Source organism: Enterobacter sp. Ap-867, assembly GCF_011752855.1.
In the GTDB taxonomy this organism is placed as follows: domain Bacteria; phylum Pseudomonadota; class Gammaproteobacteria; order Enterobacterales; family Enterobacteriaceae; genus Cedecea.
Map to the genome: position 1 here is coordinate 146,526 of NZ_VWWS01000004.1, position 23,583 is coordinate 170,108.

21 protein-coding genes and 1 pseudogene are annotated in these 23,583 nt (G+C 55.8%); 15 read left to right on the forward strand and 7 right to left on the reverse strand.

Translation table 11 applies throughout. The features are described from left to right. The first annotated feature begins 140 nt into the window (after window positions 1–140). Complete coding sequence (locus F3J26_RS12770; RefSeq protein WP_166994219.1) at window positions 141–1,013, forward strand: helix-turn-helix domain-containing protein; 873 nt, start codon at window positions 141–143, stop codon at window positions 1,011–1,013. Here F3J26_RS12770 and F3J26_RS12775 read toward each other — a convergent pair. Then, window positions 993–2,159 (reverse strand): benzoate/H(+) symporter BenE family transporter, encoded by a 1,167-nt coding sequence (locus tag F3J26_RS12775; RefSeq protein WP_166994220.1) that lies wholly within the window; start codon window positions 2,157–2,159, stop codon window positions 993–995. The genes F3J26_RS12770 and F3J26_RS12775 overlap by 21 nt on opposite strands. Before the next feature lie 94 nt (window positions 2,160–2,253). On the opposite strand from F3J26_RS12775, the gene F3J26_RS12780 reads away from it, so the two are divergent. The 11 genes from F3J26_RS12780 (at window position 2,254) to F3J26_RS12830 (ending at window position 13,457) form a co-directional block, all read left to right on the forward strand. After that, a complete protein-coding gene (locus F3J26_RS12780; RefSeq protein ID WP_008460728.1) occupies window positions 2,254–2,793 on the forward strand; it encodes a helix-turn-helix domain-containing protein in 540 nt (179 codons plus the stop codon). Between the two features lie 71 nt (window positions 2,794–2,864). After that, a complete protein-coding gene (locus tag F3J26_RS12785; RefSeq protein ID WP_166994222.1) occupies window positions 2,865–4,829 on the forward strand; it encodes a peptidase U32 family protein in 1,965 nt (654 codons plus the stop codon). Between the two features lie 368 nt (window positions 4,830–5,197). After that, window positions 5,198–6,337, forward strand: coding sequence for a UDP-4-amino-4-deoxy-L-arabinose aminotransferase (gene arnB / locus F3J26_RS12790; RefSeq protein WP_008460726.1), 1,140 nt, complete (start codon window positions 5,198–5,200; stop codon window positions 6,335–6,337). A 1-nt stretch (window position 6,338) separates the two neighbouring features. Continuing rightward, on the forward strand, window positions 6,339–7,319 hold the full coding sequence (gene arnC, locus F3J26_RS12795; protein WP_008460725.1) for an undecaprenyl-phosphate 4-deoxy-4-formamido-L-arabinose transferase: 981 nt from the start codon (window positions 6,339–6,341) through the stop codon (window positions 7,317–7,319). After that, a complete protein-coding gene (arnA, locus tag F3J26_RS12800; RefSeq protein ID WP_008460722.1) occupies window positions 7,319–9,301 on the forward strand; it encodes a bifunctional UDP-4-amino-4-deoxy-L-arabinose formyltransferase/UDP-glucuronic acid oxidase ArnA in 1,983 nt (660 codons plus the stop codon). The genes arnC and arnA overlap by 1 nt, the downstream gene beginning before the upstream one ends. Then, complete coding sequence (gene arnD / locus F3J26_RS12805) at window positions 9,298–10,194, forward strand: 4-deoxy-4-formamido-L-arabinose-phosphoundecaprenol deformylase (protein ID WP_166994223.1); 897 nt, start codon at window positions 9,298–9,300, stop codon at window positions 10,192–10,194. Before arnA ends, arnD begins: the two co-directional genes overlap by 4 nt. A gap of 4 nt (window positions 10,195–10,198) precedes the next feature. Beyond that, the gene (gene arnT / locus F3J26_RS12810; RefSeq protein WP_166994224.1) at window positions 10,199–11,860 is read left to right on the forward strand and encodes a lipid IV(A) 4-amino-4-deoxy-L-arabinosyltransferase; all 1,662 of its coding nucleotides are present in this window, start codon (window positions 10,199–10,201) and stop codon (window positions 11,858–11,860) included. Further along, entirely contained in the window at window positions 11,857–12,180 is a 324-nt protein-coding gene (arnE, locus tag F3J26_RS12815; protein ID WP_008460715.1) for a 4-amino-4-deoxy-L-arabinose-phosphoundecaprenol flippase subunit ArnE, read from the forward strand. Before arnT ends, arnE begins: the two co-directional genes overlap by 4 nt. Next, window positions 12,180–12,575: a 4-amino-4-deoxy-L-arabinose-phosphoundecaprenol flippase subunit ArnF gene (gene arnF / locus F3J26_RS12820; protein WP_205246494.1), complete on the forward strand. Its 396-nt coding sequence runs from the start codon at window positions 12,180–12,182 to the stop codon at window positions 12,573–12,575. Before arnE ends, arnF begins: the two co-directional genes overlap by 1 nt. A 55-nt stretch (window positions 12,576–12,630) precedes the next feature. Beyond that, on the forward strand, window positions 12,631–13,218 hold the full coding sequence (locus tag F3J26_RS12825; protein WP_166994226.1) for a flavin reductase: 588 nt from the start codon (window positions 12,631–12,633) through the stop codon (window positions 13,216–13,218). Next, window positions 13,215–13,457: a DUF2164 domain-containing protein gene (locus F3J26_RS12830; protein WP_008460710.1), complete on the forward strand. Its 243-nt coding sequence runs from the start codon at window positions 13,215–13,217 to the stop codon at window positions 13,455–13,457. The genes F3J26_RS12825 and F3J26_RS12830 overlap by 4 nt, the downstream gene beginning before the upstream one ends. A gap of 62 nt (window positions 13,458–13,519) precedes the next feature. On the opposite strand, the gene F3J26_RS12835 is transcribed toward F3J26_RS12830, so the two are convergent. The 3 genes from F3J26_RS12835 to F3J26_RS12845 all read right to left on the reverse strand — a co-directional run bounded on the left by F3J26_RS12835 (window position 13,520) and on the right by F3J26_RS12845 (window position 16,114). After that, entirely contained in the window at window positions 13,520–14,335 is an 816-nt protein-coding gene (locus F3J26_RS12835) for a MetQ/NlpA family ABC transporter substrate-binding protein (RefSeq protein ID WP_008460708.1), read from the reverse strand. Between the two features lie 95 nt (window positions 14,336–14,430). Beyond that, a complete protein-coding gene (locus F3J26_RS12840) occupies window positions 14,431–15,099 on the reverse strand; it encodes an ABC transporter permease subunit (RefSeq protein ID WP_166994227.1) in 669 nt (222 codons plus the stop codon). After that, complete coding sequence (locus F3J26_RS12845) at window positions 15,092–16,114, reverse strand: ATP-binding cassette domain-containing protein (RefSeq protein ID WP_166994229.1); 1,023 nt, start codon at window positions 16,112–16,114, stop codon at window positions 15,092–15,094. Before F3J26_RS12845 ends, F3J26_RS12840 begins: the two co-directional genes overlap by 8 nt. Window positions 16,115–16,619: 505 nt before the next feature. Between F3J26_RS12845 and F3J26_RS12850 the strand changes: the two genes are divergently transcribed. Continuing rightward, the gene (locus F3J26_RS12850; protein WP_166994230.1) at window positions 16,620–18,308 is read left to right on the forward strand and encodes a LytS/YhcK type 5TM receptor domain-containing protein; all 1,689 of its coding nucleotides are present in this window, start codon (window positions 16,620–16,622) and stop codon (window positions 18,306–18,308) included. After that, complete coding sequence (gene btsR / locus F3J26_RS12855; protein WP_008460700.1) at window positions 18,302–19,021, forward strand: two-component system response regulator BtsR; 720 nt, start codon at window positions 18,302–18,304, stop codon at window positions 19,019–19,021. The genes F3J26_RS12850 and btsR overlap by 7 nt, the downstream gene beginning before the upstream one ends. 10 nt (window positions 19,022–19,031) lie before the next feature. Here btsR and yjiA read toward each other — a convergent pair whose 3' ends face one another. The 3 genes from yjiA to F3J26_RS12870 are packed head-to-tail and all read right to left on the reverse strand — an operon-like array spanning window position 19,032 to window position 22,424. Beyond that, the gene (gene yjiA, locus F3J26_RS12860) at window positions 19,032–19,997 is read right to left on the reverse strand and encodes a GTPase (protein ID WP_166994231.1); all 966 of its coding nucleotides are present in this window, start codon (window positions 19,995–19,997) and stop codon (window positions 19,032–19,034) included. Window positions 19,998–20,010: 13 nt separating this feature from the next. Further along, window positions 20,011–20,214, reverse strand: coding sequence for a YbdD/YjiX family protein (locus F3J26_RS12865; protein ID WP_008460696.1), 204 nt, complete (start codon window positions 20,212–20,214; stop codon window positions 20,011–20,013). A gap of 56 nt (window positions 20,215–20,270) precedes the next feature. Further along, window positions 20,271–22,424 (reverse strand): carbon starvation CstA family protein, encoded by a 2,154-nt coding sequence (locus tag F3J26_RS12870; RefSeq protein ID WP_166994233.1) that lies wholly within the window; start codon window positions 22,422–22,424, stop codon window positions 20,271–20,273. 813 nt (window positions 22,425–23,237) lie between these two features. On the opposite strand from F3J26_RS12870, the pseudogene F3J26_RS12875 reads away from it, so the two are divergent. Beyond that, window positions 23,238–23,583: pseudogene (locus tag F3J26_RS12875) on the forward strand (hypothetical protein); the annotation flags it as partial.

A 23,583-nucleotide genomic window follows, 5' to 3' on the forward strand; every position in this document is an offset into this window, starting at 1 on the left:
GTCTCCTTTTTTTTCCGCTCTGCGACTTTCATCCGGGCCAGCGACTTGCATATTCTTGCGGTTTTTTTTCACGGCGGCAGTGGCGACGGCGGCGCGCAGTCCTTACACTAGCCATTATGTTCCAGAAGCCGACTCCCGCTATGACCGCGCCATACCACGCCTTTGAAAACCTGCAGCAGCACAAAGCCCGCCTGAACGGCAGCGTTCAGCTTGGCTCAGGGATTCAGCTGGCCGCCTGGTCCAACGGAAATGACTGCATTACCCAGCGCTGCGATCACCACACGCTGAGCCTGTACGTGACCGAAGGGTACGAAACGTATCAAAAAACGAGCTCAGGCTGGCGCAACGGCGGCGGCCCGGATCGCTTCTGCATTATGCCGGAAGACAGTGAATCAACCTGGGACGTGCGGGATGACTTCTCGTTTGTGCACCTGTACTGCACCGACGAGCATTTGAAAGAGATTGCCGCGCAGATTTGGGACCGCAGCCCGGCGGCCATCAACCTTGATGAAAAAACCTTTGCCGACGACCCGCGCATAACCCAGCTTTATCGTCACTTTCTGCTGAGCAGCGACTGGCAGCAGCGGGCTAATCACCTGACGCTAAGCACCGCCTCTACGCTGCTGTTGACGCATCTCGTGCAGCATTACAGCAGCGTGCAGTGGAAACTGCCGACGGTGCGCGGCGGGCTGGCGCCGGCGGTACTGCGCAATGCCCAGGCGTATATCGAGCAGAACCTGAGTGAGGCGCTGACCCTGGGTGAACTTGCCCGGCTGGCGGATCTCAGCGAATACCACTTTGCACGTATGTTTAAACAGTCCACCGGCCTGGCGCCACATCAGTACGTGATGCAGCGCAGAATGGCAAAGGCGGAAATACTGGTTCGTCAGGGAAAACTGACGTTGACGGAGATCGCAATGGCCTGCGGGTTTAGTTCGCCCAGCCACTTCAGCACCCGCTTTAAAAGCGTCTTTGGCGCAACGCCCTCGCAGCTACGCGCGCTTCAGCCTTGAAAGCGCGGTGTAGCAAATCCCCCCGGCGATCACCCCCCAAAATGCAGAGCTGACGCCCAGCAGATTGACGCCTGAGGCGGTCACCAGAAACGTCACGACGGCGGCGTCTCTGTCGCGCTCGTGGTTCAGCGCCTGATGCAGGCTTCCGGCAATGGTGCCCAGCAGAGCCAGCCCGGCAAGGGTATGGACCCAGGCGAGCGGCAGGGCCGTCAGCAGCGTCGAGATCGCCCCGCCAAACAGGCCGGCCAATAAGTAAAATACCCCAGCAGCAGCGGCGGCAAGCCAGCGTTTGTCTTTGTCGGGATGGGCTTCAGCGCTCTGGCAAATGGCGGCGGTGATGGCGGCGATGCAAACCGAAAATACCCCGAATGGTGCCAGCAGCAGGGCTATTAACGCCGTTACGACAATCAGCGGTGAAACCGGGACTTTGTAGCCGGAGGCCGCCAGCGTGGCGACGCCGGGGGCGTTTTGCGAGGCCATGGTCACCAGGAAGAAGGGTACGCCGATGCCCAGCAGGCTGGCGAGGCTAAATGAGGGGGCGATGAATTCCGGCACCACGACAGAAACCGGGACGCTCCCGGCGTGAAGCTCGCCGCTGATAAAGCAAATCAGCAGGCCAACCAGCATGGCGACAACCACGGCATAGCGCGGGGCAAACACCTTCGCCAGCAGCCAGCCGGCCAGCATACTGATGCACAGTAAGAAGTGACCCTGTAACGATGTGAAGGTGTCGAGGCCAAAGCGCAGTAAAACCCCGGCCAGCATGGCGGCGGAGAGCGTAGACGGGATCAGGCGCATCAGCCTGGCGAACAGCCCGGTGAGGCCGCAGATCAGGATCAGCCCAGAGGCGAAAATAAAAATGCCCACCGCCTCGTTCAGGCTGTAGCCCGGCAGGCTGGTGGCCAGCAGCGCCGCGCCCGGCGTGGACCAGGCTGTGAGTATGGGCGCGCGATACCACAGCGTTAACCCCAGCGTGCTGATGCCCATCGCCAGGCCCAGCATTGTCAGCCAGCCAGCGATTTGGTGCGGGCTGGCACCTGCGGCATCTGCGGCCTGCCAGATAATGGCGGCGGAACTGGCATAGCCGACCAGGACGGCAACAAAACCGGCCAAAACGGTGGGAAACGGGGGCAGAGAAAGGCGCATGGTTGGCTCGCTGTGCGTTATAACGTCCGGAGAATATAGCATCGTGCGTTATAGCGCACAAGGCGCTATACTGCGCCCTTAACGGGAGGAGAGAATGGATATAGCGCAACATCTGGCAAACACCCTTAAAGGCCTGCGTCAGGCCAGAGGCTGGAGCCTGACCTTCGCGGCGGAACAAACCGGCGTGTCGAAAGCGATGCTCGGGCAGATCGAGCGCAACGAATCCAGCCCGACCGTCGCCACATTATGGAAGATTGCCACCGGCTTTAACGTGCCGTTTTCGGTTTTCCTCGAAGCCGGTTCCGCACCCGTGCGCCCGGTCTTTGACCCGCAGCACCGGGAAATGGTGGTGGTGCCGATTTTTCCTTACGATCCGCACCTGCGTTTTGACCACTTTTCTATTCGCCTCGCCCCCGGCGCGCTCAGCGAGTCGTCGGCGCACGACAGCGGCGTTATCGAGCATGTGGTGGTGATAAGCGGCGTGTTGGATATGAATGTTGACGGAGAATGGCAGACGTTGCAGGCCGGAGATGGCTTAAAATTCTACGGCGATAGCCCTCACGCGTACCGTAATTCAGGTGCCGATGAGACGCATTTTCACTCGCTGATTCACTATCCGGTGACGACGGCATAATCCCTCTGTTTTTGCGCGGGGGAAGTGACTACAATAGCCGCCTTTCGCCATTACAGAACACGACAAATTTTATGCGCCTGCACGCAAATCAACTTGAATTACTCAGCCCTGCCCGTGATACCGCCATCGCCCGCGAAGCCATTCTCCATGGCGCGGATGCGGTTTACATCGGTGGGCCTGGCTTTGGCGCTCGCCACAACGCCGGTAACAGCTTGCAAGACCTGGCCGAACTGGTGCCGTTTGCCCACCGCTACGGGGCGAAAATTTTTGTTACCCTGAACACCATTCTGCATGATGACGAACTGGAGCCTGCGCGCTCGATGATCGTCGACCTGTACGAAGCCGGGGTTGATGCGCTGATCGTGCAGGATATGGGCGTGCTGGAAATGGATCTGCCGCCGATCGAGCTGCACGCCAGTACCCAGTGCGACATTCGTAGCGTGGAAAAAGCGAAGTTTCTGTCCGATGCAGGTTTCTCGCAAATCGTGCTGGCGCGCGAGCTGAACCTGCAGCAAATTGCCGCCATTCACCAGAATGTTGACGCGACGATTGAATTCTTCATTCACGGCGCGCTGTGCGTGGCGTATTCCGGGCAGTGTAATATTTCCCACGCCCAGACCGGGCGCAGCGCCAACCGCGGCGACTGCTCGCAGGCCTGCCGCCTGCCGTACACCCTGAAAGACGATCAGGGCCGCGTCGTAGCCTACGAAAAACACCTGCTGTCGATGAAAGACAACGATCAGAGCGCCAACCTGGCGGCGCTGGTCGAGGCGGGCGTGCGCTCCTTCAAAATTGAAGGGCGTTACAAAGACATGAGCTACGTGAAAAACATCACCGCGTACTACCGCCAACTGCTGGACGAGCTGATGGAAGGGCGCAGCGACCTGACCCGTGCGTCTTCCGGCGTGACATCGCACTACTTTATTCCGTCCCCGGACAAAACGTTCCACCGCGGCAGCACTGACTACTTCGTGAACGAGCGCAAAATCGACATCGGTGCGTTCGACTCGCCAAAATTTATTGGCCTGCCGGTGGGCGAAGTGCTGAAAGTGAGCAAAGACCACCTCGACGTGACCACTACCGATACGTTGACTAACGGCGATGGCCTGAACGTGCTGATCAAGCGTGAAATCGTCGGCTTCCGCGCTAATACGGTGGAAAAAACCGGAAAAAATCAGTATCGCGTCTGGCCAAACGAAATGCCGGAAACGCTGAAAAAAGTGCGCCCGAACCACCCGCTGAACCGTAACCTGGACCACAACTGGCAGCAGGCGCTGCTGAAAACCTCCAGCGAGCGCCGCGTGGCGGTGGATATCGAACTGAGCGGCAGCCAGCAGCAGTTGGTGATGAAAGCCACCAGCGAAGAGGGCGTCAGCGTCAGTCAAACGCTCGTCGGCCAGTTTGACGTCGCCAATAACCCGCAGAAAGCGTTCGACAGCCTGCGTGACGGCCTGACCAAGCTGGGCCAGACCATGTACTCCGCGCGGAAAGTGAACATCTTGCTGGAAGAAGCTTTATTTGTGCCAAACGCCCAGCTTAACCAGCTGCGCCGTGATGCCATTGAAGCGCTGACCGAAGCGCGGCTGCAAAACTACCAGCGCGGCATCCGTAAAGCGGTGAGCGTGCCGCCGCCGGTCTACCCGGACAGCCATTTAAGCTTCCTGGCGAACGTGTATAACCATAAAGCGCGTGAGTTTTATCACCGCTATGGCGTGCAGCTGATTGACGCTGCCTATGAAGCACATGAAGAGAAGGGCGAAGTGCCGGTGATGATCACCAAGCACTGCCTGCGCTTTGCGTTTAACCTTTGCCCGAAACAGGCAAAAGGGAACATCAAGAGCTGGAAAGCGACCCCAATGCAGCTGGTGCACGGCGATGAAGTGCTGACGCTGAAATTTGACTGCCGCCCGTGCGAAATGCACGTCATCGGCAAGATGAAGAACCACATCCTGAAGATGCCGCTGCCGGGGAGCGTGGTGGCATCCATTAGCCCGGACGATTTGATGAAAACGCTGCCGGGGAAAGCGAAGCGTTAATTTCATTGCTTATTATTTAAAACCGCCTGCTTCAGGCGGTTTTTTTAACCACGCAGGGAGGATGCATTATTATTTGTCACTTACGGAATTATTCCGCTATTCAACAAACATGCCTTAATCATGATATTCAGATGACAAGCAGGGGTTGTGAAGGGCATAGGCTCGCCAGCCGACGCTTAACGTCACGATTTTTCGTTATATCTCATTTTCTTAATACTGTTCTAAGATTTCTTTGTTAAATTCTTTTCATTGATAAGATGTTTAGCTAAACAGGCCGTACTTCCCTAGTGTTGTGCTTTTATTTAATTAGCCTGATTCATTATCCCGTCAGCTTTTGGCGTTTAGCGATTTAATAAGGAATCCACGTAATGAGTGATTTTCTGCCTTTTTCACGCCCGGCGTTAGGTGCGGAAGAAATTGCAGCGGTAACGGAAGTCATGCAATCCGGCTGGATCACAACCGGGCCGAAAAACCAGGCGCTTGAGAAAGCATTTTGCGACTTAACCGGCAATAAACATGCCATTGCGGTAAGTTCGGCCACCGGCGGGATGCACGTTACTCTGATGGCGCTTGGGCTGCAGGCGGGTGACGAGGTGATTACTCCCTCGCTGACCTGGGTCTCCACGCTCAACATGATTGTGCTGCTGGGCGCCGAACCGGTGATGATCGACGTCGATCGCGACACGCTGATGGTTACGCCAGAAGCCATTGAAGCGGCCATTACTCCACGCACTAAAGCGATCATTCCCGTGCACTACGCGGGCGCGCCTGCCGACATCGACGCTATTCGCGCCATCGGGGAACGTCACGGCATTCCGGTGATTGAAGATGCTGCGCACGCCGCGGGCACCGAGTATAAAGGCAAGCACGTTGGCGGCAAGGGCACGGCTATCTTCTCTTTCCACGCCATCAAAAACATGACCTGCGCCGAAGGCGGTCTGATCGTCACCGACGACGACCAGTTTGCTAACCGCATTCGTAGCCTGAAATTCCACGGTCTGGGCGTAGATGCCTTTGACCGTCAGACGCATGGCCGCGCGCCGCAGGCTGAAGTTATCTCCCCGGGGTTCAAATACAACCTTGCGGACATTAACGCGGCTATCGCGCTGGTGCAGCTGGGCAAGCTGGAGCAAATCAACGTCCGTCGGCAGGAAATCGCCGAACGCTACCTCAAAGAGCTGGCCGACACGCCATTCCTGCCGTTGGCCACCCCGACCTGGCAGCATCGCCATGCCTGGCATCTGTTTATCATCCGCGTGGATGAAGCCACCTGCGGCATTTCCCGCAGCGGCCTGATGGAAGCGCTGAAAGAGCGCGGCATCGGCACCGGCCTGCACTTCCGCGCGGCGCACACCCAGAAGTATTACCGCGAGCGCTATCCGCAGCTTCAACTGCCGAACAGCGACTGGAACAGCGAGCGCATTTGCTCTATTCCACTGTTCCCAACCATGACCGACGATGACACTTCCCGCGTCATTACCGCTTTACGTGAAATAGCAGGACTCTAAGATGACGACCCCGGAACCGATCAAGAAAGTTTCCGTTGTGATCCCGGTGTACAACGAACAGGACAGCCTGCCTGAACTGCTGCGTCGTACCACTGAAGCTTGTCAAAAGCTGAACCGTGATTACGAAATTCTCCTTATTGATGATGGCAGCAGCGATGACTCTGCCGCCATGCTGACCCGCGCGGCAGAAGCCCCGGACAGCCACATCGTCGCGGTGCTGCTGAACCGTAACTATGGCCAGCACTCGGCCATTATGGCGGGCTTTAGCCACGTCACCGGCGATCTTATCGTCACCCTGGATGCCGACCTGCAGAACCCGCCGGAAGAGATCCCGCGCCTGGTTGAGAAAGCCGACGAAGGCTATGACGTGGTGGGCACCGTGCGCCAGAACCGCCAGGACAGCTGGTTCCGCAAGCGTGCGTCAAAAATGATCAACCACCTGATCCAGCGCACCACCGGTAAAGCGATGGGCGACTACGGCTGTATGCTGCGCGCCTACCGCCGCCATATCATCGACGCGATGCTGCACTGCCACGAACGCAGTACCTTTATCCCGATTCTGGCCAACACCTTTGCCCGCCGCGCCATCGAAATCCCGGTGCACCACGACGAGCGTCAGTTTGGCGACTCGAAGTACAGCTTCATGCGCCTGATCAACCTGATGTATGACCTGATCACCTGCCTGACCACAACGCCGCTGCGTTTACTTAGCGTCGTCGGCAGCATTATCGCACTGTCCGGTTTTGCCCTCGCGGTACTGCTGGTGGTGTTACGTCTTGCTCTTGGCCCGCAGTGGGCGGCGGACGGGGTGTTTATGCTCTTCGCCGTTCTGTTCACCTTTATTGGCGCCCAGTTCATCGGAATGGGGCTGCTGGGTGAGTACATTGGCCGTATCTATAACGACGTGCGTGCTCGCCCTCGTTACTTTATTCAACGCGTAGTTAGCAGTGAAACCGCTTTATCTTCAGAGGAAAATCAATAATGAAAGCAGTTGTTTTCGCCTATCACGATATGGGCTGTGTGGGTGTTCGTGCCCTGGTTGAAGCAGGCTATGACATTGCAGCAATTTATACTCACCCGGATAACGCCGCTGAGAATAACTTCTTCGGTTCTGTGGCCCGCACGGCGGCAGAATTCGGCATCCCGGTTTTTGCTCCTGAAGATGTGAACCACCCGCTGTGGGTCGACCGCATTAAAGACGCACAGCCTGAAGTGATTTTCTCCTTCTACTACCGCAACCTGCTGAGCGAAGAGATTCTGGACTGCGCTTCCGTCGGGGCATTTAACCTCCACGGCTCCCTGCTGCCTAAATTCCGTGGCCGCGCGCCGCTGAACTGGGTGCTGGTGAAAGGTGAAACCGAAACGGGCGTTACCCTGCATCGCATGGTGAAACGCGCGGACGCGGGCGACATAGTTGCTCAGGAACGCGTGGCGATTGCCGCAGAAGATACTGCCCTGACCCTGCACCACAAACTGTGCGAAACCGCGAAATCCCTGCTGGCGAAAAGCCTGCCGGTGATCAAAACCGGTCACTTCCCGCAGACCGCTCAGGACGAATCCAAAGCGACCTATTTCGGCGGCCGTTCGCCTAAAGATGGCGCGATCAGCTGGGAAGGCTCTGCAGCAGAAGCTAACAACCTGGTGCGTGCGGTGACCGAACCGTGGCCAGGCGCGTTCAGCTACGTGGGCGGCGGCAAATTCATCATCTGGAAAAGCCGCGTGCTGGAAAGCAACAATGGCGCGAAAGCCGGGACAGTTATCTCCGTTAACCCGCTGGTGATTGCCTGCGGCACCGGTGCTCTGGAAGTCGTGACCGGCCAGGCTGAAAACGGCGTGTACATGCAGGGTTCCCAGCTGGCACAGTCTCTGGGCCTGGTTAGCGGCGCGATTCTGAGCAGCAAACCTGTTTCCGCTATCAAACGTCGTACCCGCGTACTGATTCTGGGCGTGAACGGCTTTATCGGTAATCACCTGACCGAACGTCTGCTGCGTGATGACAACTTCGAAATCTTCGGCCTGGACATCGGTTCCGACGCGATTTCTCGCTTCATCGGCAACGAGCGTTTCCACTTTGTGGAAGGTGACATCAGCATTCACTCCGAGTGGATCGAATACCACATTAAGAAGTGTGACGTTGTTCTGCCGCTGGTAGCCATCGCGACGCCAATCGAATACACCCGTAACCCGCTGCGAGTGTTCGAACTCGACTTCGAAGAGAACCTGAAGATCATCCGCGACTGCGTGAAATACAAAAAACGCATTATCTTCCCGTCCACCTCCGAAGTGTACGGCATGTGCACCGACAAGTCGTTTGACGAAGATAACTCCCCGCTGATCGTTGGGCCAATCAACAAACAGCGCTGGATCTACTCCGTGTCCAAACAGCTGCTTGACCGTGTTATCTGGGCATACGGCGAAAAAGAAGGGCTGCGCTTCACGCTGTTCCGTCCGTTTAACTGGATGGGCCCGCGTCTGGACAACCTGAACGCCGCGCGTATCGGTAGCTCCCGTGCCATTACCCAGCTGATCCTGAACCTGGTAGAAGGTTCTCCGATCAAGCTTATCGACGGCGGCAAGCAGAAGCGCTGCTTCACCGACATCGGCGACGGCATCGAAGCGCTGTTCCGCATTATTGAAAACAAAAACAATAACTGCGACGGCCAGATCATCAACATCGGTAACCCGGATAACGAAGCGAGCATCAAACAGCTGGCAGAAATGCTGCTGGAAAGCTTCGAACGTCATCCGCTGCGTAGCCAGTTCCCACCGTTCGCCGGTTTCCGCGAAGTGGAAAGCAGCGCCTACTACGGCAAAGGTTATCAGGACGTTGAACACCGTAAGCCAAGCATCCGCAACGCCCAGCGCCTGCTGGAGTGGACGCCTGAAGTGCACATGGAGAAAACCATCGACGAGACGCTGGACTTCTTCCTGAAAACCGTTGAGCTGACGGACCCTGCTTCATGAGAAAAGTCGGCCTGCGTATTGATGTCGACACCTGGCGAGGCACCCGTGAAGGGGTGCCAAACCTTCTGGAGACGCTAAGTTTACACTCGACTCAGGCAACCTTTTTCTTCAGCGTTGGGCCAGACAACATGGGGCGCCACTTGTGGCGCCTGATCAAGCCTAAATTCCTGTGGAAGATGCTGCGCTCCAACGCAGCATCGCTGTATGGCTGGGACATTCTGCTGGCGGGTACCGCGTGGCCGGGGCGCGTGATTGGCGCAGGCAACGCAGAGGTTATCGCGGCGGCGGCGGACCACCATGAGGTGGGCCTCCATGCCTGGGATCACCATGCCTGGCAGGCCTGGGCGGGCGTCTGGGAACAGGACAAGCTCGAACAGCAAATTCGCCGTGGGCTGGATGCGCTGCAGAAAATTGTCGGGCAGCCTGTAAACTGCTCGGCCGTGGCGGGCTGGCGTGCTGACCAGCGCGTGGTGAAAGCGAAAGCCGCTTTCCCGTTCCAGTACAATAGCGACTGCCGTGGTACTACGCCGTTTATCCCCGTTCTGTCTAACGGTAGCGAGGCTGCGGTGCAAATTCCCGTGACGCTGCCAACGTGGGACGAGGTGATTGGTACCGAAGTCAGTAAAGAGAAGTTTAACCGCTTTATCCTGGATAAAATTCACCAGGACAGCGGCACACCGGTTTACACCATTCATGCCGAAGTCGAAGGGATGGTGATGCGAGATTCCTTTAGTGAATTGCTGGCGATGGCTGCCGCCGAGGGGGTTCAGTTCTGCCCGCTTAGCGAGCTTCTGCCGGACGATTTATCCACGCTGCCGAGAGGCAAAATTGTGCGCGGGACAATTCCAGGCCGCGAAGGCTGGCTGGGTTGCCAACAACTTATAGAGTCGTGAACCGATGAAATCTGCAAAATATGGAATGACCCTTCTGGTCTGTTTTGCCTTGCTTTACCTTGTCCCTCTGGAGTTTCGTCACCTGTGGCAGCCGGATGAGACGCGCTATGCGGAAATCAGCCGTGAAATGCTGCTGTCTGGCAACTGGATCGTTCCTCATTTCCTTGATCTGCGCTATTTCGAAAAGCCGGTGGCGGGGTACTGGATCAACAACATCAGCCAGTTTATCTTCGGTCATAACAATTTTGCCGTGCGTTTTGGTTCCGTGTTTTCGGTGACCCTGAGCGCGCTGCTGACCTACTGGCTGGCGTTCCGTCTGTGGCGCGATAAAACCGTCGCGGTGCTTTCCGGGGTTATTTTCCTCACCTGCCTGCTGGTCTACGGCATTGGTACGTATTCCGTGCTCGACCCGATGATCACCCTGTGGCTGACGGCGGCGATGTGCAGTTTCTGGCTGGCCAGTACCGCACAAACCACCGGCGGCAAGATGGGTGGCTACGTGCTGCTGGGCCTGGCCTGCGGCATGGGCGTGATGACCAAAGGGTTCCTGGCGCTTGCGGTGCCGGTGATTGGCGTTCTGCCGTGGGTGATTGCACAGAAACGCTGGAAAGAGGTGTTGTTGTTCGGGCCGCTGGCGGTGCTGAGCGCCGTGCTAATTACGCTGCCGTGGGCGATTGCGATCGCCAAAGCCGAGCCTGACTTCTGGCACTACTTCTTCTGGGTGGAGCACATTCAGCGCTTCGCGGAGAAAGACGCGCAGCATAAAGCCCCGTTCTGGTACTACATTCCGTTCCTGATTGCAGGCTCTCTGCCATGGCTTGCTCTGCTGCCGGGCGCGCTGAAAAGCGGCTGGAAAAGCCGAGGCGAGCAGGGCGGCGCGTTCTACCTGCTGGGCTGGGTTGTGATGCCGTTGCTGTTCTTTAGCATCGCCAAAGGCAAACTGCCGACCTACATTCTGCCGTGCTTTGCACCGCTGGCTATCCTGATGGCGCGTCATGCCGTTGAGCTGGCGAAAAGCGGCTCCGCTATTTTACGCGTCAACGGCTGGATTAACCTGCTGTTTGGGGCGGCCTGCGTGATCACGGTGGCCTTCTTCCTGGCACCGTGGGGGCTGGCAAGACATCCGGTGTATGCCGCCAATGAAACGCTGAAAGTTGTACTGGCGTGCGTGGCCTTTGCCGTCTGGGGGCTGTTCGGTCTTTTGACCCTGAGCCAGACCGCGAAACGCTGGTACTGGGCGGCGCTGTGCCCGCTGGGTCTGGCGCTGCTGGTGGGTGTGGTGATTCCATCGAAAGTGGAAAATTCCAAGCAGCCGCAGGCGTTCATTCATGAAATGCGTCCGCAGCTGGAAGACAGTCGCTACATCTTCACCAACAACGTCGGCATTGCCGCCGGAGTGGCGTGGGAGCTGAAGCGGAGCGATATCAATCTTTATAATCAGGCGGGCGAGCTGCGCTACGGCCTTGATTATCCGGATGTATCTAACCGCTTTGTTTACGGTGATGAGTTCGCATCCTGGCTGGCGGAACACCGCAAGCTGGGCAAAGTGTCGCTGATGCTGCTGGTGTCGAATAACACCGATCTCAATGACCTGAAGCTGCCGGAGCCGGATCACCGGGCCAACAGCGGGCGCTTTGTGCTGTTTGAGTACGACGCGCAGCCATGAATATTGCGCTGATTATTCTGGCCAGTTTGCTTAGCTGCGGCGGGCAGCTGTGCCAGAAGCAGGCGGCTCAGGGGGCGGGGCGCCGCCACCTGATGCTGTGGCTTGGGCTGAGCGTTCTGTTATTAGGGCTGGGGATGCTCGTCTGGCTGCTGGTGCTCCAGCACGTCGAGGTGAGCATCGCTTACCCCATGCTGAGCCTGAACTTTATTTTTGTCACCCTTGCCGCGCGCTGGATCTGGAAAGAGAAAATTTCGGCGCACCACTGGCTGGGCGTGATGCTGATCATTCTGGGGATTATCGCGCTGGGAGGGCACGCCTGATGGGCTATATCTGGGCGCTAATGAGCGTGCTGCTGGTCAGCGGGGCGCAGCTCAGCATGAAATGGGCGATGGTTCAGTTTCCTCCCGCCGCAGCGAGCCTTGAGTTTATTCAGGCCGTGTTGTTTGGCGGTTACGGGCTGCTGGCGCTGATCGGCGGGCTCGCGGCCTACGCGTTCTCCATGGGCTGCTGGTATATGGCGTTGAAACGCATTCCGCTCAGTAAAGCGTATCCGCTTTTAAGCCTGAGCTATGTGCTGGTGTGGTTCGCGGCTATTAATCTGCCGTGGCTTAACGAAGCGTTCAGTCCGGGCAAACTTCTCGGCGTGGCGGCGATTTTCGTCGGCCTGGTGCTGATTTGTCTGCCTCATCAGCTAGGCCACAAAAAGGAAAAGTAATGCGCTAGTTGTTCAGGCAAACTGACGGCAACCTGATGAAAACTGGATGCGAAGTATGAACCCACATATCATTGAAGTGCCGTTAGAAAAGTCTTATCGCCTGATCAACCACGGCCCAACCGTGCTGGTGTCTGCCCACCACAATGGCGTGGACGACGTGATGACCGCCGCCTGGGCCTGTGCGCTGGATTTTACCCCATCCAAGCTGATGGTGGTGCTGGATAAAATCACCGCCACCCGCACGCTTATCGAAAACAGCGGCACCTTTGTGATTCAGGTGCCCTGTGCCGCCCAGCTCAAAATGACCCATTTTCTGGGTACCCACAGCCTGAAAGAGATGCCCGACAAACTCGAACAATCCGGCGTGGAGCTGTTCCGCGCCCCTGGCCACAGCGTACCGCTGGTCGCGGGCTGCACGGCCTGGATGGTCTGCAGGCTTATCCCCGAACCGCATAACCATCAGGCCCACGACCTGTTTATCGGCGAAGTTATCGGTGCCTGGGCCGACGACCGCGTGTTCCAGAACGGTCACTGGTCGTTTGAAACCTCCCCGCCGGAATACCGCAGCCTGCACTATATTGCCGGCGGCCAGTTCTACGCCATCGGCGAATCGCTGGTGGTACCTGGCGTGGAGGCGTCATGAAGAAGATTGAGTTACCCGCCGAAGACTACCGCAAGCTGAGCGACTTTATCAGCGACTGGCTGGACGACAAGCACGACCTGCAAATAGGGCAGTTTGAAGCCGAATTCTTCCTTGACGAGCTGGTGAAAAAAATGGCACCCGCGCTCTACAATAAAGGACTGGACGATGCGCTGGCGGTAGCCCAAAGCAACATGCTGACGCTGGAAGAGTTGCTGGATCTGGAAAAAATCGTCGATTAGTTTTGCCTGCGATCTTGCCATTATTGAATGACTAAAGGGGCGCATTACGCCCCTTTTTCGTATTACTGGTTAACCGGCACAACCGCGCCGTGGTACTTCTCGTTGATCCAGTCCTGAATCTGCTTAGAGTGCAGGACTTTCACCAGCTCGACGATGTCATGTTTCTTCACGTCGGCGCGGTGCACGGTAATGATGTTGGCATACGGGTTGCCTTCGGCGCTTTCGACGGCAATCGGATCTTTAATCGGGTTCAGGCCCGCATCCAGCGCGTAGTTGGCGTTGATCACCACCGCATCGCCTTCGTTGTTGGCGTACATCTGCGGCAGCAGGGCGGCTTCAATATCCGCTTTGAACTGCAGGTTTTTCGGGTTGCTGGCAATGTCGCTGATGCGCGCGTTAACCGGCTTCACGCCAGGTTTCAGGGTGATCACGCCTTCGCGCTGGAAGATAGCCAGAATACGGCCTTCTTCGGCCACCGAGTCACGCAGAATGATTTTGCCGTTCTGCGGCAGATCCTTCAGGCTTTTATACTTCTTCGAATAGATGCCGATCGGCTCCACGTGGATTGCCCCAGCGCTGACGAAATCGTAGTTTTTATCGCCTTTATGATCCTGTAGCACCGAATCCAGATAGGGCTGATGCTGGAAGTAGTTGGCGTCAATCTCATGCTCGGCCAGCGCGGTATTCGGCAGGATATAGTCCTGGAAGGTTTTGATCTCAAGATCGATGCCTTCTTTCGCCAGAATCGGCTTCGCCTGCTCGAGAATTTCCGCGTGCGGGACGTTGGAGGCGCCCACAATCAGTTTTTCAGCGGCGTTGGCGTGAAGACTTAACGCGGTTAAAGAAGCCAGAGCTAACATCATAAACTGTTTTTTCATTATTTCGTCCAGTCGTGATTAGTGATTAAAAGTGCATTGCCGTGGAATTCCAGGCGGCAGTGTGTGCTTCTGTCGCCCGAAAGGTGTGAAAGCCGTTAGCGTTTATCGAGCAGGTGTGTGGTGCGGTCGCCGATAAACTGAATAATAAAAACGATCGCCAGAATAGTGGCCGTGGCCACCAGCGTGACGTCATTATGGTTACGCTGGAACCCTTCCAGATAGGCGAGGTTGCCTAAGCCGCCAGCACCGATAACCCCAGCCATGGCGCTGTAGCTCACCAGCGCAATCAGAGTGACAGTCATCCCGGACACCAGCGCCGGAGAGGATTCAGGCAGCAGCACGCGGAAGATCAGCGTGTGGGTTTTGGCCCCCATTGAACGCGTGGCTTCAATAACGCCTTTATCGACTTCGCGCAGTGCAATTTCCACCAGGCGGGCGTAGAAGGGGGCCGCCCCGACGATCAGCGCCGGCAGCGCGGCGTTGGTGCCGAGAATGGTGCCAACCAGCGTTTTCGTGAAGGGGATCAGCAGGACGATCAGAATGATGAACGGGATCGAGCGGAAGACGTTGACCAGCACGGTCACCACCGAGTAAACCAGTCGATTCTGCAACAGTTGACCGCGAGAAGTGAGAAACAGCAGCACGCCGAGGGCGATGCCAAACACGAACGTTGCCACTCCCGACCAGGCCGTCATGTAGAGCGTTTCGCCTGTGGCGGCCCACAGTTTGTCCAGTTTTAAATGCGGGAAGTATTGCTCAAGCATGTCGAATAACCTCAGTTTCTACCCGCTTTTGATTCAGGTATTGCACAATATTTTCTAGCTGGCTGGCGTCATCCATATGGACGTACAGCTCGCCAAACGCGCCGTCTACCGTCTGGGTAATGTTGCCGTGCAGGATATTCAGCGCGACGTTAAAATGCTGAATGACATCGGCAATCACCGGCTGTCGGGCTTCTCCGCCAGGGAAAATCAGCTTCAGAATGCTGCCGCCAATGCCCTGAACCCAGAGCGGATTGAAGGGTTCTCTGGGCGTATTTTGCCCCGCAATCTGACGCACAAAAGTTTGCGTGATGGGCTGCTTCGGGTGGGTGAAAATATCCAGCACCGGGCCTTCTTCAACGATTCTGCCGTTTTCCATCACCGCTACGCGCTGACAAACTTTGCGCACCACATGCATTTCATGGGTGATGAGCACGATGGTTAAGTTGAGCTGGCGGTTAATGTCGAGCAGCAGATCGAGAATCGCGTCGGTCGTTTGCGGATCCAGCGCCGAAGTGGCTTCGTCGCACAGTAAAACATCCGGGTTATTGGCCAGCGCGCGAGCAATGCCGACTCGCTGCTTTTGGCCACCGCTTAGCTGAGCGGGCCAGGCGTTTTCGCGCCCCTCCAGCCCCACAAGCTTAATCAGCTCGTTAACACGCTGCTGAATCTGGCTTTTATTAACACCGGCAATTTGCAGGGGAAAGGCAATATTCTCGGCAACGGTCCGGGACCACAGCAGATTAAAGTGCTGAAAGACCATGCTGACTTTTAGGCGAGCCCGACGGAGCTGTTCGCCTCTGGCCTGGGCAATATCCTGCCCGGCGACAATGATCGATCCTGACGTGGGTTTCTCCAGCCCATTTAATAATCTTATTAATGTGCTTTTACCCGCGCCGCTGTAGCCAATAATGCCGTAAATCTGGCCTTTATTGACGTTGATATTAATATTATCTACGGCGGTAATGGCACCATGTCTGCTGGCAAATATTTTTGATACGCCCGAGAGAACGATCATTATCCTGGTCCTTACCTGCTGAAATTTTCCGCAATGCAACAGCATGATATGCTGCCAATTAGCGCACGAATGCCGTGTTATGGGCGTTGAATCATTGTTATTTGGCTGATACTACCTGCTAATACCGTTGCTCAGAAGAATATAAAGATATGACTTATAGCCATAAGAAATATAAATCCATGATGGTTCTTTCCTGACCGGGATTAATACGCTTTAGCAAAAATATGGCATTGCTTATCGTTAAATTGATTAACTGCGTTTGTTTAAATAATAATCAGCAGGGTTTGGGGGGGATAAATAATGAACGGGCTGTTAATCGATTTTATTAACGATATGTTATTGGTCGATGATTGTTCTGCCTGGTTTTTTTAGTTTTATATTGGTTCTTCCTGGTGCCGTTTTCGCTGTTATTTTCGTACCAAATTTAACAAATCTGCGCCATGCCCCGGAAATTCTAGTCTCATCAAGGTATCTTTCCCGCCTCGAGAGCGGAGATTGTCTGAAGATGTACGAATCCAATTTAGTCCTGCTGCTTCTGCAGCAGATGTGCGTGTTCCTGGTCATTGCCTGGTTAATGAGTAAAACCCGGCTGTTTATCCCCTTGATGCAGGTGACCGTGCGCTTACCCCACAAGCTGCTGTGCTACATCACCTTCTCGGTTTTCTGCATTATGGGCACCTATTTTGGTCTTCACATTGAAGGCTCCATTGCCAACACGCGCGCCATTGGCGCCGTGATGGGCGGCCTGTTAGGCGGGCCGGTGGTGGGCGGGCTGGTGGGGCTAACCGGCGGGCTGCATCGCTATTCTCTCGGTGGAATGACGGCGCTGAGCTGCATGATCTCCACCATAGCGGAAGGACTGATTGGCGGGTTAATCCACAGCGTTTTAATCCGCCGGGGCAGGACGGACAAACTGTTTAGCCCGCTGGTCGCCGGAGCGACGAGCTTTGTCGCCGAACTGGTGCAGATGATCATTATCTTGCTTATCGCACGGCCCTTTGAGGATGCGCTCCACCTGGTGGAAAGCATCGCTGCGCCGATGATGGTCACCAACACGCTGGGTGCCGCCATGTTTATGCGCATTCTGCTGGATAAACGCGCGATGTTTGAGAAATACACTTCCGCGTTCTCCGCCACCGCGCTAAAGGTCGCGGCCGCAACCGAGGGGATCCTCCGGCAGGGATTCAACGAACAAAATAGCCTGAAGGTGGCGAAGGTGCTGCACCGGGAGCTGGACATCAGCGCCGTGGCGATCACCGACCGGGAAAGGCTGTTGGCGTTTATTGGCACCGGGGCCGATCACCACCTGGCGGGCAAGCCTATTTCGTCGGGTTACACCTGGCAGGCCATCGAGAATAACGAAGTGGTTTACGCCGACGGCAATGAGGTGCCTTATCGCTGCTCGCTGCATCCTAACTGCAAGCTGGGGTCGACGCTGGTTATCCCGCTGCGGGGGGAAAATCAGCGGGTGATCGGCACGATAAAACTCTATGAGGCGCGTAACCGGCTGTTTAGCTCGATCAACCGTACGCTCGGCGAAGGGATTGCGCAGCTGCTTTCGGCGCAAATATTAGCGGGCAAATACGAGCAGCAAAAAGCGCTGCTGGCACAGTCCGAGATCAAGTTGCTACATGCGCAGGTGAACCCGCACTTCTTATTTAATGCGTTGAACACGCTGAAAGCGGTTATTCGCCACGATGGCGACAAAGCCGGGCAGCTTGTGCAGTACCTCTCGACATTTTTCCGCAAAAATCTCAAGCGCCCGTCTGAAATTGTCACGCTTTCCGATGAAATTGAGCACGTGAATGCCTATCTGCAAATTGAGCTGACGCGTTTCCAGACTCAGTTGGCGGTGGACTGGCAGGTGCCCGACGAGCTGGCGAATCAGCGTTTGCCAGCTTTCACGCTACAGCCGATTGTGGAAAACGCCATTAAACACGGCACCTCTCAGCAATTAGACCACGGCATGATTACTATTCGTGCCCGTAAAGAGGGAAAAGACGTGCTGGTGGATGTCGAGGATAATGCCGGGTTGTACCGGCCAAAAGAGAACGGTAACGGACTGGGAATGAATCTGGTGGACAAGCGGCTGCGGGCGAAGTTTGGGGAAGATTATGGTCTGGCCGTGAGCTGCGACCCCGACCGTGTTACCTGCATCACCGTGCGCCTGCCCACCGAGGAGTTGGTATGTTAAGAGTATTGATTGTGGATGATGAACCGCTGGCGCGTGAGAACCTGCGCGTCCTGCTTGAGAACGATGGCGAGATTGAGATAGTCGGGGAATGCGCCAACGCGATAGAGGCGATTAGCGCGGTGAACAAACTGCGCCCGGACGTGCTGTTTCTCGATATCCAGATGCCGCGTATTAGCGGGCTGGAAATGGTGGGGATGCTCGACGAGCGCCATCGGCCACGCATTGTGTTTCTCACCGCTTTTGATGAATACGCGGTACAGGCGTTTGAGGAGTGCGCATTTGACTATCTGCTCAAACCTATCGAAGCGCAGCGGCTGCAAAAAACGCTGGCTCGCCTGCATCAGGAGAGCGAAGCGCAGGATGTTTCCCGCCTGCCGGACAGCCAGCAGCCGCTAAAATTTATCCCGTGCAGCGGCCACAGCCGCATCTGGCTGCTGCAGATGGAGGAGGTGGCCTACGTCAGCAGCCGGCTAAGCGGGGTGTATGTCACCAGCCGGGATGGCAAAGAAGGCTTTACCGAATTAACACTGCGCACGCTGGAAAGCCGCACGCCGCTGCTGCGCTGCCACCGGCAATATCTGGTGAACATGAATTATTTGCAGGAGATCCGCCTGGAGGATAACAGTCAGGCGGAGCTGTTGCTGCGGGATGGCCGCACCGTGCCGGTGAGCCGCCGCTATTTGAAGTCGTTAAAAGAGGCGGTAGGGCTTTAAGGTTATTGCTCTACGCGGCAGGTTTTAATCCGGCAAAAGCGTCGCGGATTTCGGCCTCAGGGAGCGAGACGCCGATGAACACCAGCGTGCTCTCCGGCGTTTCGTCCGGCTGCCATTCGCGGTCCCAGTCGGCGCTGTATAGGCGCTGCACGCCCTGGAACAGCAGGCGGCAGGGCTGGTCTTCAATCCACAGCATTCCTTTGTAGCGGAGCAGGTTGTTGGCGAAGCCGGACAGCAGGTTCTCCATCACGGAAGAGACGGCGGACAGCGCCACCGGGTAGTCCAGCGTCACCACAATGGATGAGACTTCATTTTGCTGCGGGGCAATGCGGTGGAAGCGAGGTTTTGTCGCCACGACGTTTTCTTCCAGCATAAAGCCGCGGGTGTTAAACAGCAGCGGAAGATCGATATTGCCGTGCAGGATAGGGTACACAGGCGCGCGTGCGTTAATGCGCTGCAGGCGTTCAGTCAATGCAGCGGATTCACCGGCCACATCGGTTTTGGTCAGTAAAATACGATCGGCGTAGCCGATTTGCGACTGGGCGAGCGGGAACTGATCCAGCTGTGAATCGGCATGTACCGCGTCGACCAGGGCGATCACGCCGTCAAGCAGGTAGCGTTCGCAGATGATTTCATGGGCGAAAAAGGCCTGCAGGATAGGGCCAGGGTCGGCCATGCCGGTGCATTCGACGATGAGCCTGTCGAAGTGGATTTCACCTTTGTCCCGGCTATCAAGCAGATCCAGCAGGGCATCTTCCAGCTCGCTTGAGCGCGTGCAGCAAATACAGCCGTTGCTCAGGGTCGTTATACGTGTGGCGCGGTCGCCAATCAGCTGACTGTCGATAGGCGTTTCGCCAAATTCATTTTCAATAACGGCAATCTTCTCGTCCTGCTGGGTATGCAGGATATGACGTAACAGGGTGGTTTTCCCTGCACCCAAAAAGCCGGTTAATACGGTTACTGCAATCGGTGTCATCGCGTCCTTCCTGTTAACAGCAGCGCATGCCGCCTTTACCGTCTCCGCCGTAGCGCGCCTGCTGGCGTTCACGGAAGAATTCTTTGTAGGTCATGGGCGGCTGATCCGGGTGGTTCGTCTGCATATGCAGCACGTAGGTATCATAGTCCGGAATGCCAACGAGCATTCTTGCCGCCTGGCCGAGGTACTTTTTTGCAGCACCTAAGTTATCAAACATTCGTCGCTCCTTTAGTGATTTAAGCCCCGCTAATGCGGGGCTGTCAGATGAAGCGATCAGTGTCCGGAAGAAATCTTAATGCCTTCTTTCGGCACCGGCTGGTAAGGCGTTTCTTTGTCCGTCGGCTGGTCGGATTTACGCGCCTCTTTCCAGGCCTTAATGCCGTAGAAAATAATGCTGTAAACCACCACCAGGAACAGAATGCTCAGGCCCGCGTTGGTGTAGTTATTGACGACAATGTGGTTCATGTTGGCGATGTCTTGTGCCGTCAGATCTGCCCCACCGGCGGCGATACGCGCCTTATACTGGTTGGCCATGAAGAAGAAGCCTTCCATCTGCGGGTTGCTGCTAAACAGCTTCAGGCCCAGCGCCCAGGTGGTACAGATCAGCAGCCAGACCGCAGGCACCACGGTGACCCAAATGTACCGGGTACGTTTCATCTTCACCAGGACTACAGTGGCCAGCACTAATGCAACTGCCGCCAGCATCTGATTGGAGATGCCGAACAGCGGCCACAGGCTTTTCACGCCGCCCAGCGGATCGACCACGCCCTGATACAGCAGGTAGCCCCACAGGCCTACGCAGCCAGCGGTGCCGATGATACCGGCCACTAGCGAGTCGGTTTTCTTCAGGAACGGGATAAAGTTACCCAGCAGATCCTGCAGCATAAAGCGGCCAGAACGGGTGCCGGCATCCAGCGCGGTAAGAATAAACAGCGCTTCAAACAGGATCCCGAAGTGGTACCAGAAGCCCATGTCGGCAACGGGCACAATTTTGTGGAACACATGTGCAATACCGACGGCAAGCGTAGGCGCACCACCTGCGCGGTTAAGCACGGAAGGTTCCCCGATATCTTTTGCCGTCTGCAGGATCTGCTCAGGCGAAATCACAAAGCCCCAGGAACTGACGGTGGCGGCCGCGTGCGCGGTCACTTCCTTCAGCTGCGCCATAATCATTGGCGCGTTTTCCCCGCCCAGCTCGTGCAGGTTTGGCATGGTAAAGCCCAGACCCGCCGGTGGCGTATTCATGGCAAAGTACAGACCTGGCTCAATGATGGATGCCGCCACCAGGGCCATAACGGCCACAAATGACTCCATCAGCATCGCACCGTAGCCGATAAAGCGAGCATCGGTTTCACAGGCCAGCAGTTTTGGCGTGGTGCCGGACGCGATAAGCGCGTGGAAACCGGATACTGCGCCACAGGCAATGGTGATAAACAGGAACGGGAACAATGCACCTTTCCACAGCGGACCGGTACCATCCACGTATTGGGTAATCGCCGGCATTTTCAGCTCTGGATTGAGGATAACGATCCCAATCGCCAGGCCGACGATAACGCCGATTTTCAGGAAGGTCGCCAGGTAGTCGCGCGGGGCGAGGATCAGCCAGACCGGCAGCAGGGCGGAGACAAAGGCATAGCCGATGAGCGTAAAGGTAATGGTAGTGTCTTTAAAGGTCAGCGCCGGGCCCCAGTAAGGGTCGTGGGCAATCACACCCCCGAAGTAAATCGAGGCGACCAGCAGCACAATCCCGATAACGGACACTTCACCGACCCGGCCCGGGCGAATAAAGCGCATATAAATGCCCATAAACAGGGCAATCGGCACCGTCGAGCAAACGGTAAAGATGCCCCACGGGCTTTCAGCCAGCGCTTTCACCACGATAAGAGCCAGCACGGCCAGGATAATTATCATGATCAGGAAGCAGCCAAACAGGGCAATCGTCCCCGGCACGGGCCCCATCTCTTCTTTGATCATCTCGCCAAGGGAAGCCCCGTTTCGGCGCGAGGAGATAAACAGCACCATAAAGTCCTGCACCGCCCCGGCCAGTACAACGCCTGCCAGTAGCCAAAGCACTCCGGGCAGATAGCCCATCTGCGCCGCCAGCACCGGGCCGACCAGAGGCCCGGCTCCGGCTATCGCCGCGAAGTGGTGGCCAAACAGCACGTTGCGGTTGGTCGGGACATAGTTCAGCCCATCGTTATTGATCACCGCCGGTGTGGCGCGGGTAGGATCCAGCTTCATCACCTTCTGGGCGATATAAAGGCTGTAGTAGCGGTAAGCCACCAGATAGACCGACACCGAGGCGACGACGATCCACAGGGCGCTGATGTGTTCCCCCCGTCGCAGGGCGACGACGGCCAGACAGCAGGCCCCGATGATACCCAGAATCACCCAGGGTATATGTTTGAGAAATTTATTTTTATTCATAATTCATCCGTTTGTCAGCCCTGGCGTCATGCCTGTTCGCCGTCTCGCTGAACCTGGTTGTTGTAAAAGAAGGGCATAAAAATAGCCCAGCCATAGCGTGACGATTTTTGCGGTAAGAGGGGGAAAAGAGTGGCCGAGTGGTCGTATACAGGAATAAGCGGTTGCGAGGCAGGCTAAGCGGTTTTTACCTGGCGCTAACTCACTGAAAAGTGTGATTAAGATCTCATGATAAGCAGAGAGAATTTAATGATATAGCCGGGTTGGTTTCCATTGAGCTGAGAGTAAACTTCGCTATGGGCGTTGAAATAAATAACAGGATGACATTTACAAAAATTATTGACCGTAACGTGTTATTACGACTGAATTGAAATTCCATTTCATGCACTTATTAATACATGAGGTGGTGTTAATTGTTTGGTATTTATTGTTTGTTCATTTTTTGCAAAGACAGGTAGTGGTATCTCAGGATGGCGGAAGTAAGCGTGCTGCCTGCCTTAAACTGAATGTATGTCAATATATTATTAATGAATGTTTTTGTTATTAGCGTTTAAAAACATAAGGTTGCATGACTCTTTGTTGTTACATATTAATTGATGAGATTTATTATTTGTTTCTTAATTAAGCTGTTTAGCGTTGTGCAAATCGTGCTGGCAGACATAATACGCAGCAATTAAATTAATTTATGGCGATGCTTTTATGTCTTTATCTGAAAATAAACCGACTAAAACAAAAAGAAATGCGATATCCACAGCCTTGCCTTTGACAATGTTAATTACTCTGGCTATGCCGGCAGTCGCTGGCCCGGTGATTAATGTGGGTCCGTTAAATGAGTATATCTATTCCGGTAAAAATACCCTCGCCAAACGCATTTATAACTCCGGGGATGCCACGGCATTTGTACGCGTTGAGGTTAGTGAAATAGTTTATAACGAGCACAGCCCGGCAAAGGAAATTCCGCTTGATAATGAGGCCATTGTTAACGGGCAGGGCGCCGGGGTTATTTCGTCCCCGCCGCGGCTAATTATCCCTGCGGGCGGAATGCAAACCAACAGACTGGTCTATACCGGCGCCCGGAATAAAGAGTCTTATTATCGCGTGCGTTATATTCCCGTCGTGCCGAAAAACAGGGATGAATTTACGCTCAGCAAGGACGAAGTTG

Excerpts from the sequence above, each read along its gene's own strand:
- F3J26_RS12770 (WP_166994219.1), top strand. The coding sequence starts at position 141 with ATGACCGCGCCATACCACGCCTTTGAAAACCTGCAGCAGCACAAAGCC.
- F3J26_RS12775 (WP_166994220.1), bottom strand. The coding sequence starts at position 2,159 with ATGCGCCTTTCTCTGCCCCCGTTTCCCACCGTTTTGGCCGGTTTTGTT.
- F3J26_RS12780 (WP_008460728.1), top strand. The coding sequence starts at position 2,254 with ATGGATATAGCGCAACATCTGGCAAACACCCTTAAAGGCCTGCGTCAG.
- F3J26_RS12785 (WP_166994222.1), top strand. The coding sequence starts at position 2,865 with ATGCGCCTGCACGCAAATCAACTTGAATTACTCAGCCCTGCCCGTGAT.
- arnB (WP_008460726.1), top strand. The coding sequence starts at position 5,198 with ATGAGTGATTTTCTGCCTTTTTCACGCCCGGCGTTAGGTGCGGAAGAA.
- arnC (WP_008460725.1), top strand. The coding sequence starts at position 6,339 with ATGACGACCCCGGAACCGATCAAGAAAGTTTCCGTTGTGATCCCGGTG.
- arnA (WP_008460722.1), top strand. The coding sequence starts at position 7,319 with ATGAAAGCAGTTGTTTTCGCCTATCACGATATGGGCTGTGTGGGTGTT.
- arnD (WP_166994223.1), top strand. The coding sequence starts at position 9,298 with ATGAGAAAAGTCGGCCTGCGTATTGATGTCGACACCTGGCGAGGCACC.
- arnT (WP_166994224.1), top strand. The coding sequence starts at position 10,199 with ATGAAATCTGCAAAATATGGAATGACCCTTCTGGTCTGTTTTGCCTTG.
- arnE (WP_008460715.1), top strand. The coding sequence starts at position 11,857 with ATGAATATTGCGCTGATTATTCTGGCCAGTTTGCTTAGCTGCGGCGGG.
- arnF (WP_205246494.1), top strand. The coding sequence starts at position 12,180 with ATGGGCTATATCTGGGCGCTAATGAGCGTGCTGCTGGTCAGCGGGGCG.
- F3J26_RS12825 (WP_166994226.1), top strand. The coding sequence starts at position 12,631 with ATGAACCCACATATCATTGAAGTGCCGTTAGAAAAGTCTTATCGCCTG.
- F3J26_RS12830 (WP_008460710.1), top strand. The coding sequence starts at position 13,215 with ATGAAGAAGATTGAGTTACCCGCCGAAGACTACCGCAAGCTGAGCGAC.
- F3J26_RS12835 (WP_008460708.1), bottom strand. The coding sequence starts at position 14,335 with ATGAAAAAACAGTTTATGATGTTAGCTCTGGCTTCTTTAACCGCGTTA.
- F3J26_RS12840 (WP_166994227.1), bottom strand. The coding sequence starts at position 15,099 with ATGCTTGAGCAATACTTCCCGCATTTAAAACTGGACAAACTGTGGGCC.
- F3J26_RS12845 (WP_166994229.1), bottom strand. The coding sequence starts at position 16,114 with ATGATCGTTCTCTCGGGCGTATCAAAAATATTTGCCAGCAGACATGGT.
- F3J26_RS12850 (WP_166994230.1), top strand. The coding sequence starts at position 16,620 with ATGTACGAATCCAATTTAGTCCTGCTGCTTCTGCAGCAGATGTGCGTG.
- btsR (WP_008460700.1), top strand. The coding sequence starts at position 18,302 with ATGTTAAGAGTATTGATTGTGGATGATGAACCGCTGGCGCGTGAGAAC.
- yjiA (WP_166994231.1), bottom strand. The coding sequence starts at position 19,997 with ATGACACCGATTGCAGTAACCGTATTAACCGGCTTTTTGGGTGCAGGG.
- F3J26_RS12865 (WP_008460696.1), bottom strand. The coding sequence starts at position 20,214 with ATGTTTGATAACTTAGGTGCTGCAAAAAAGTACCTCGGCCAGGCGGCA.
- F3J26_RS12870 (WP_166994233.1), bottom strand. The coding sequence starts at position 22,424 with ATGAATAAAAATAAATTTCTCAAACATATACCCTGGGTGATTCTGGGT.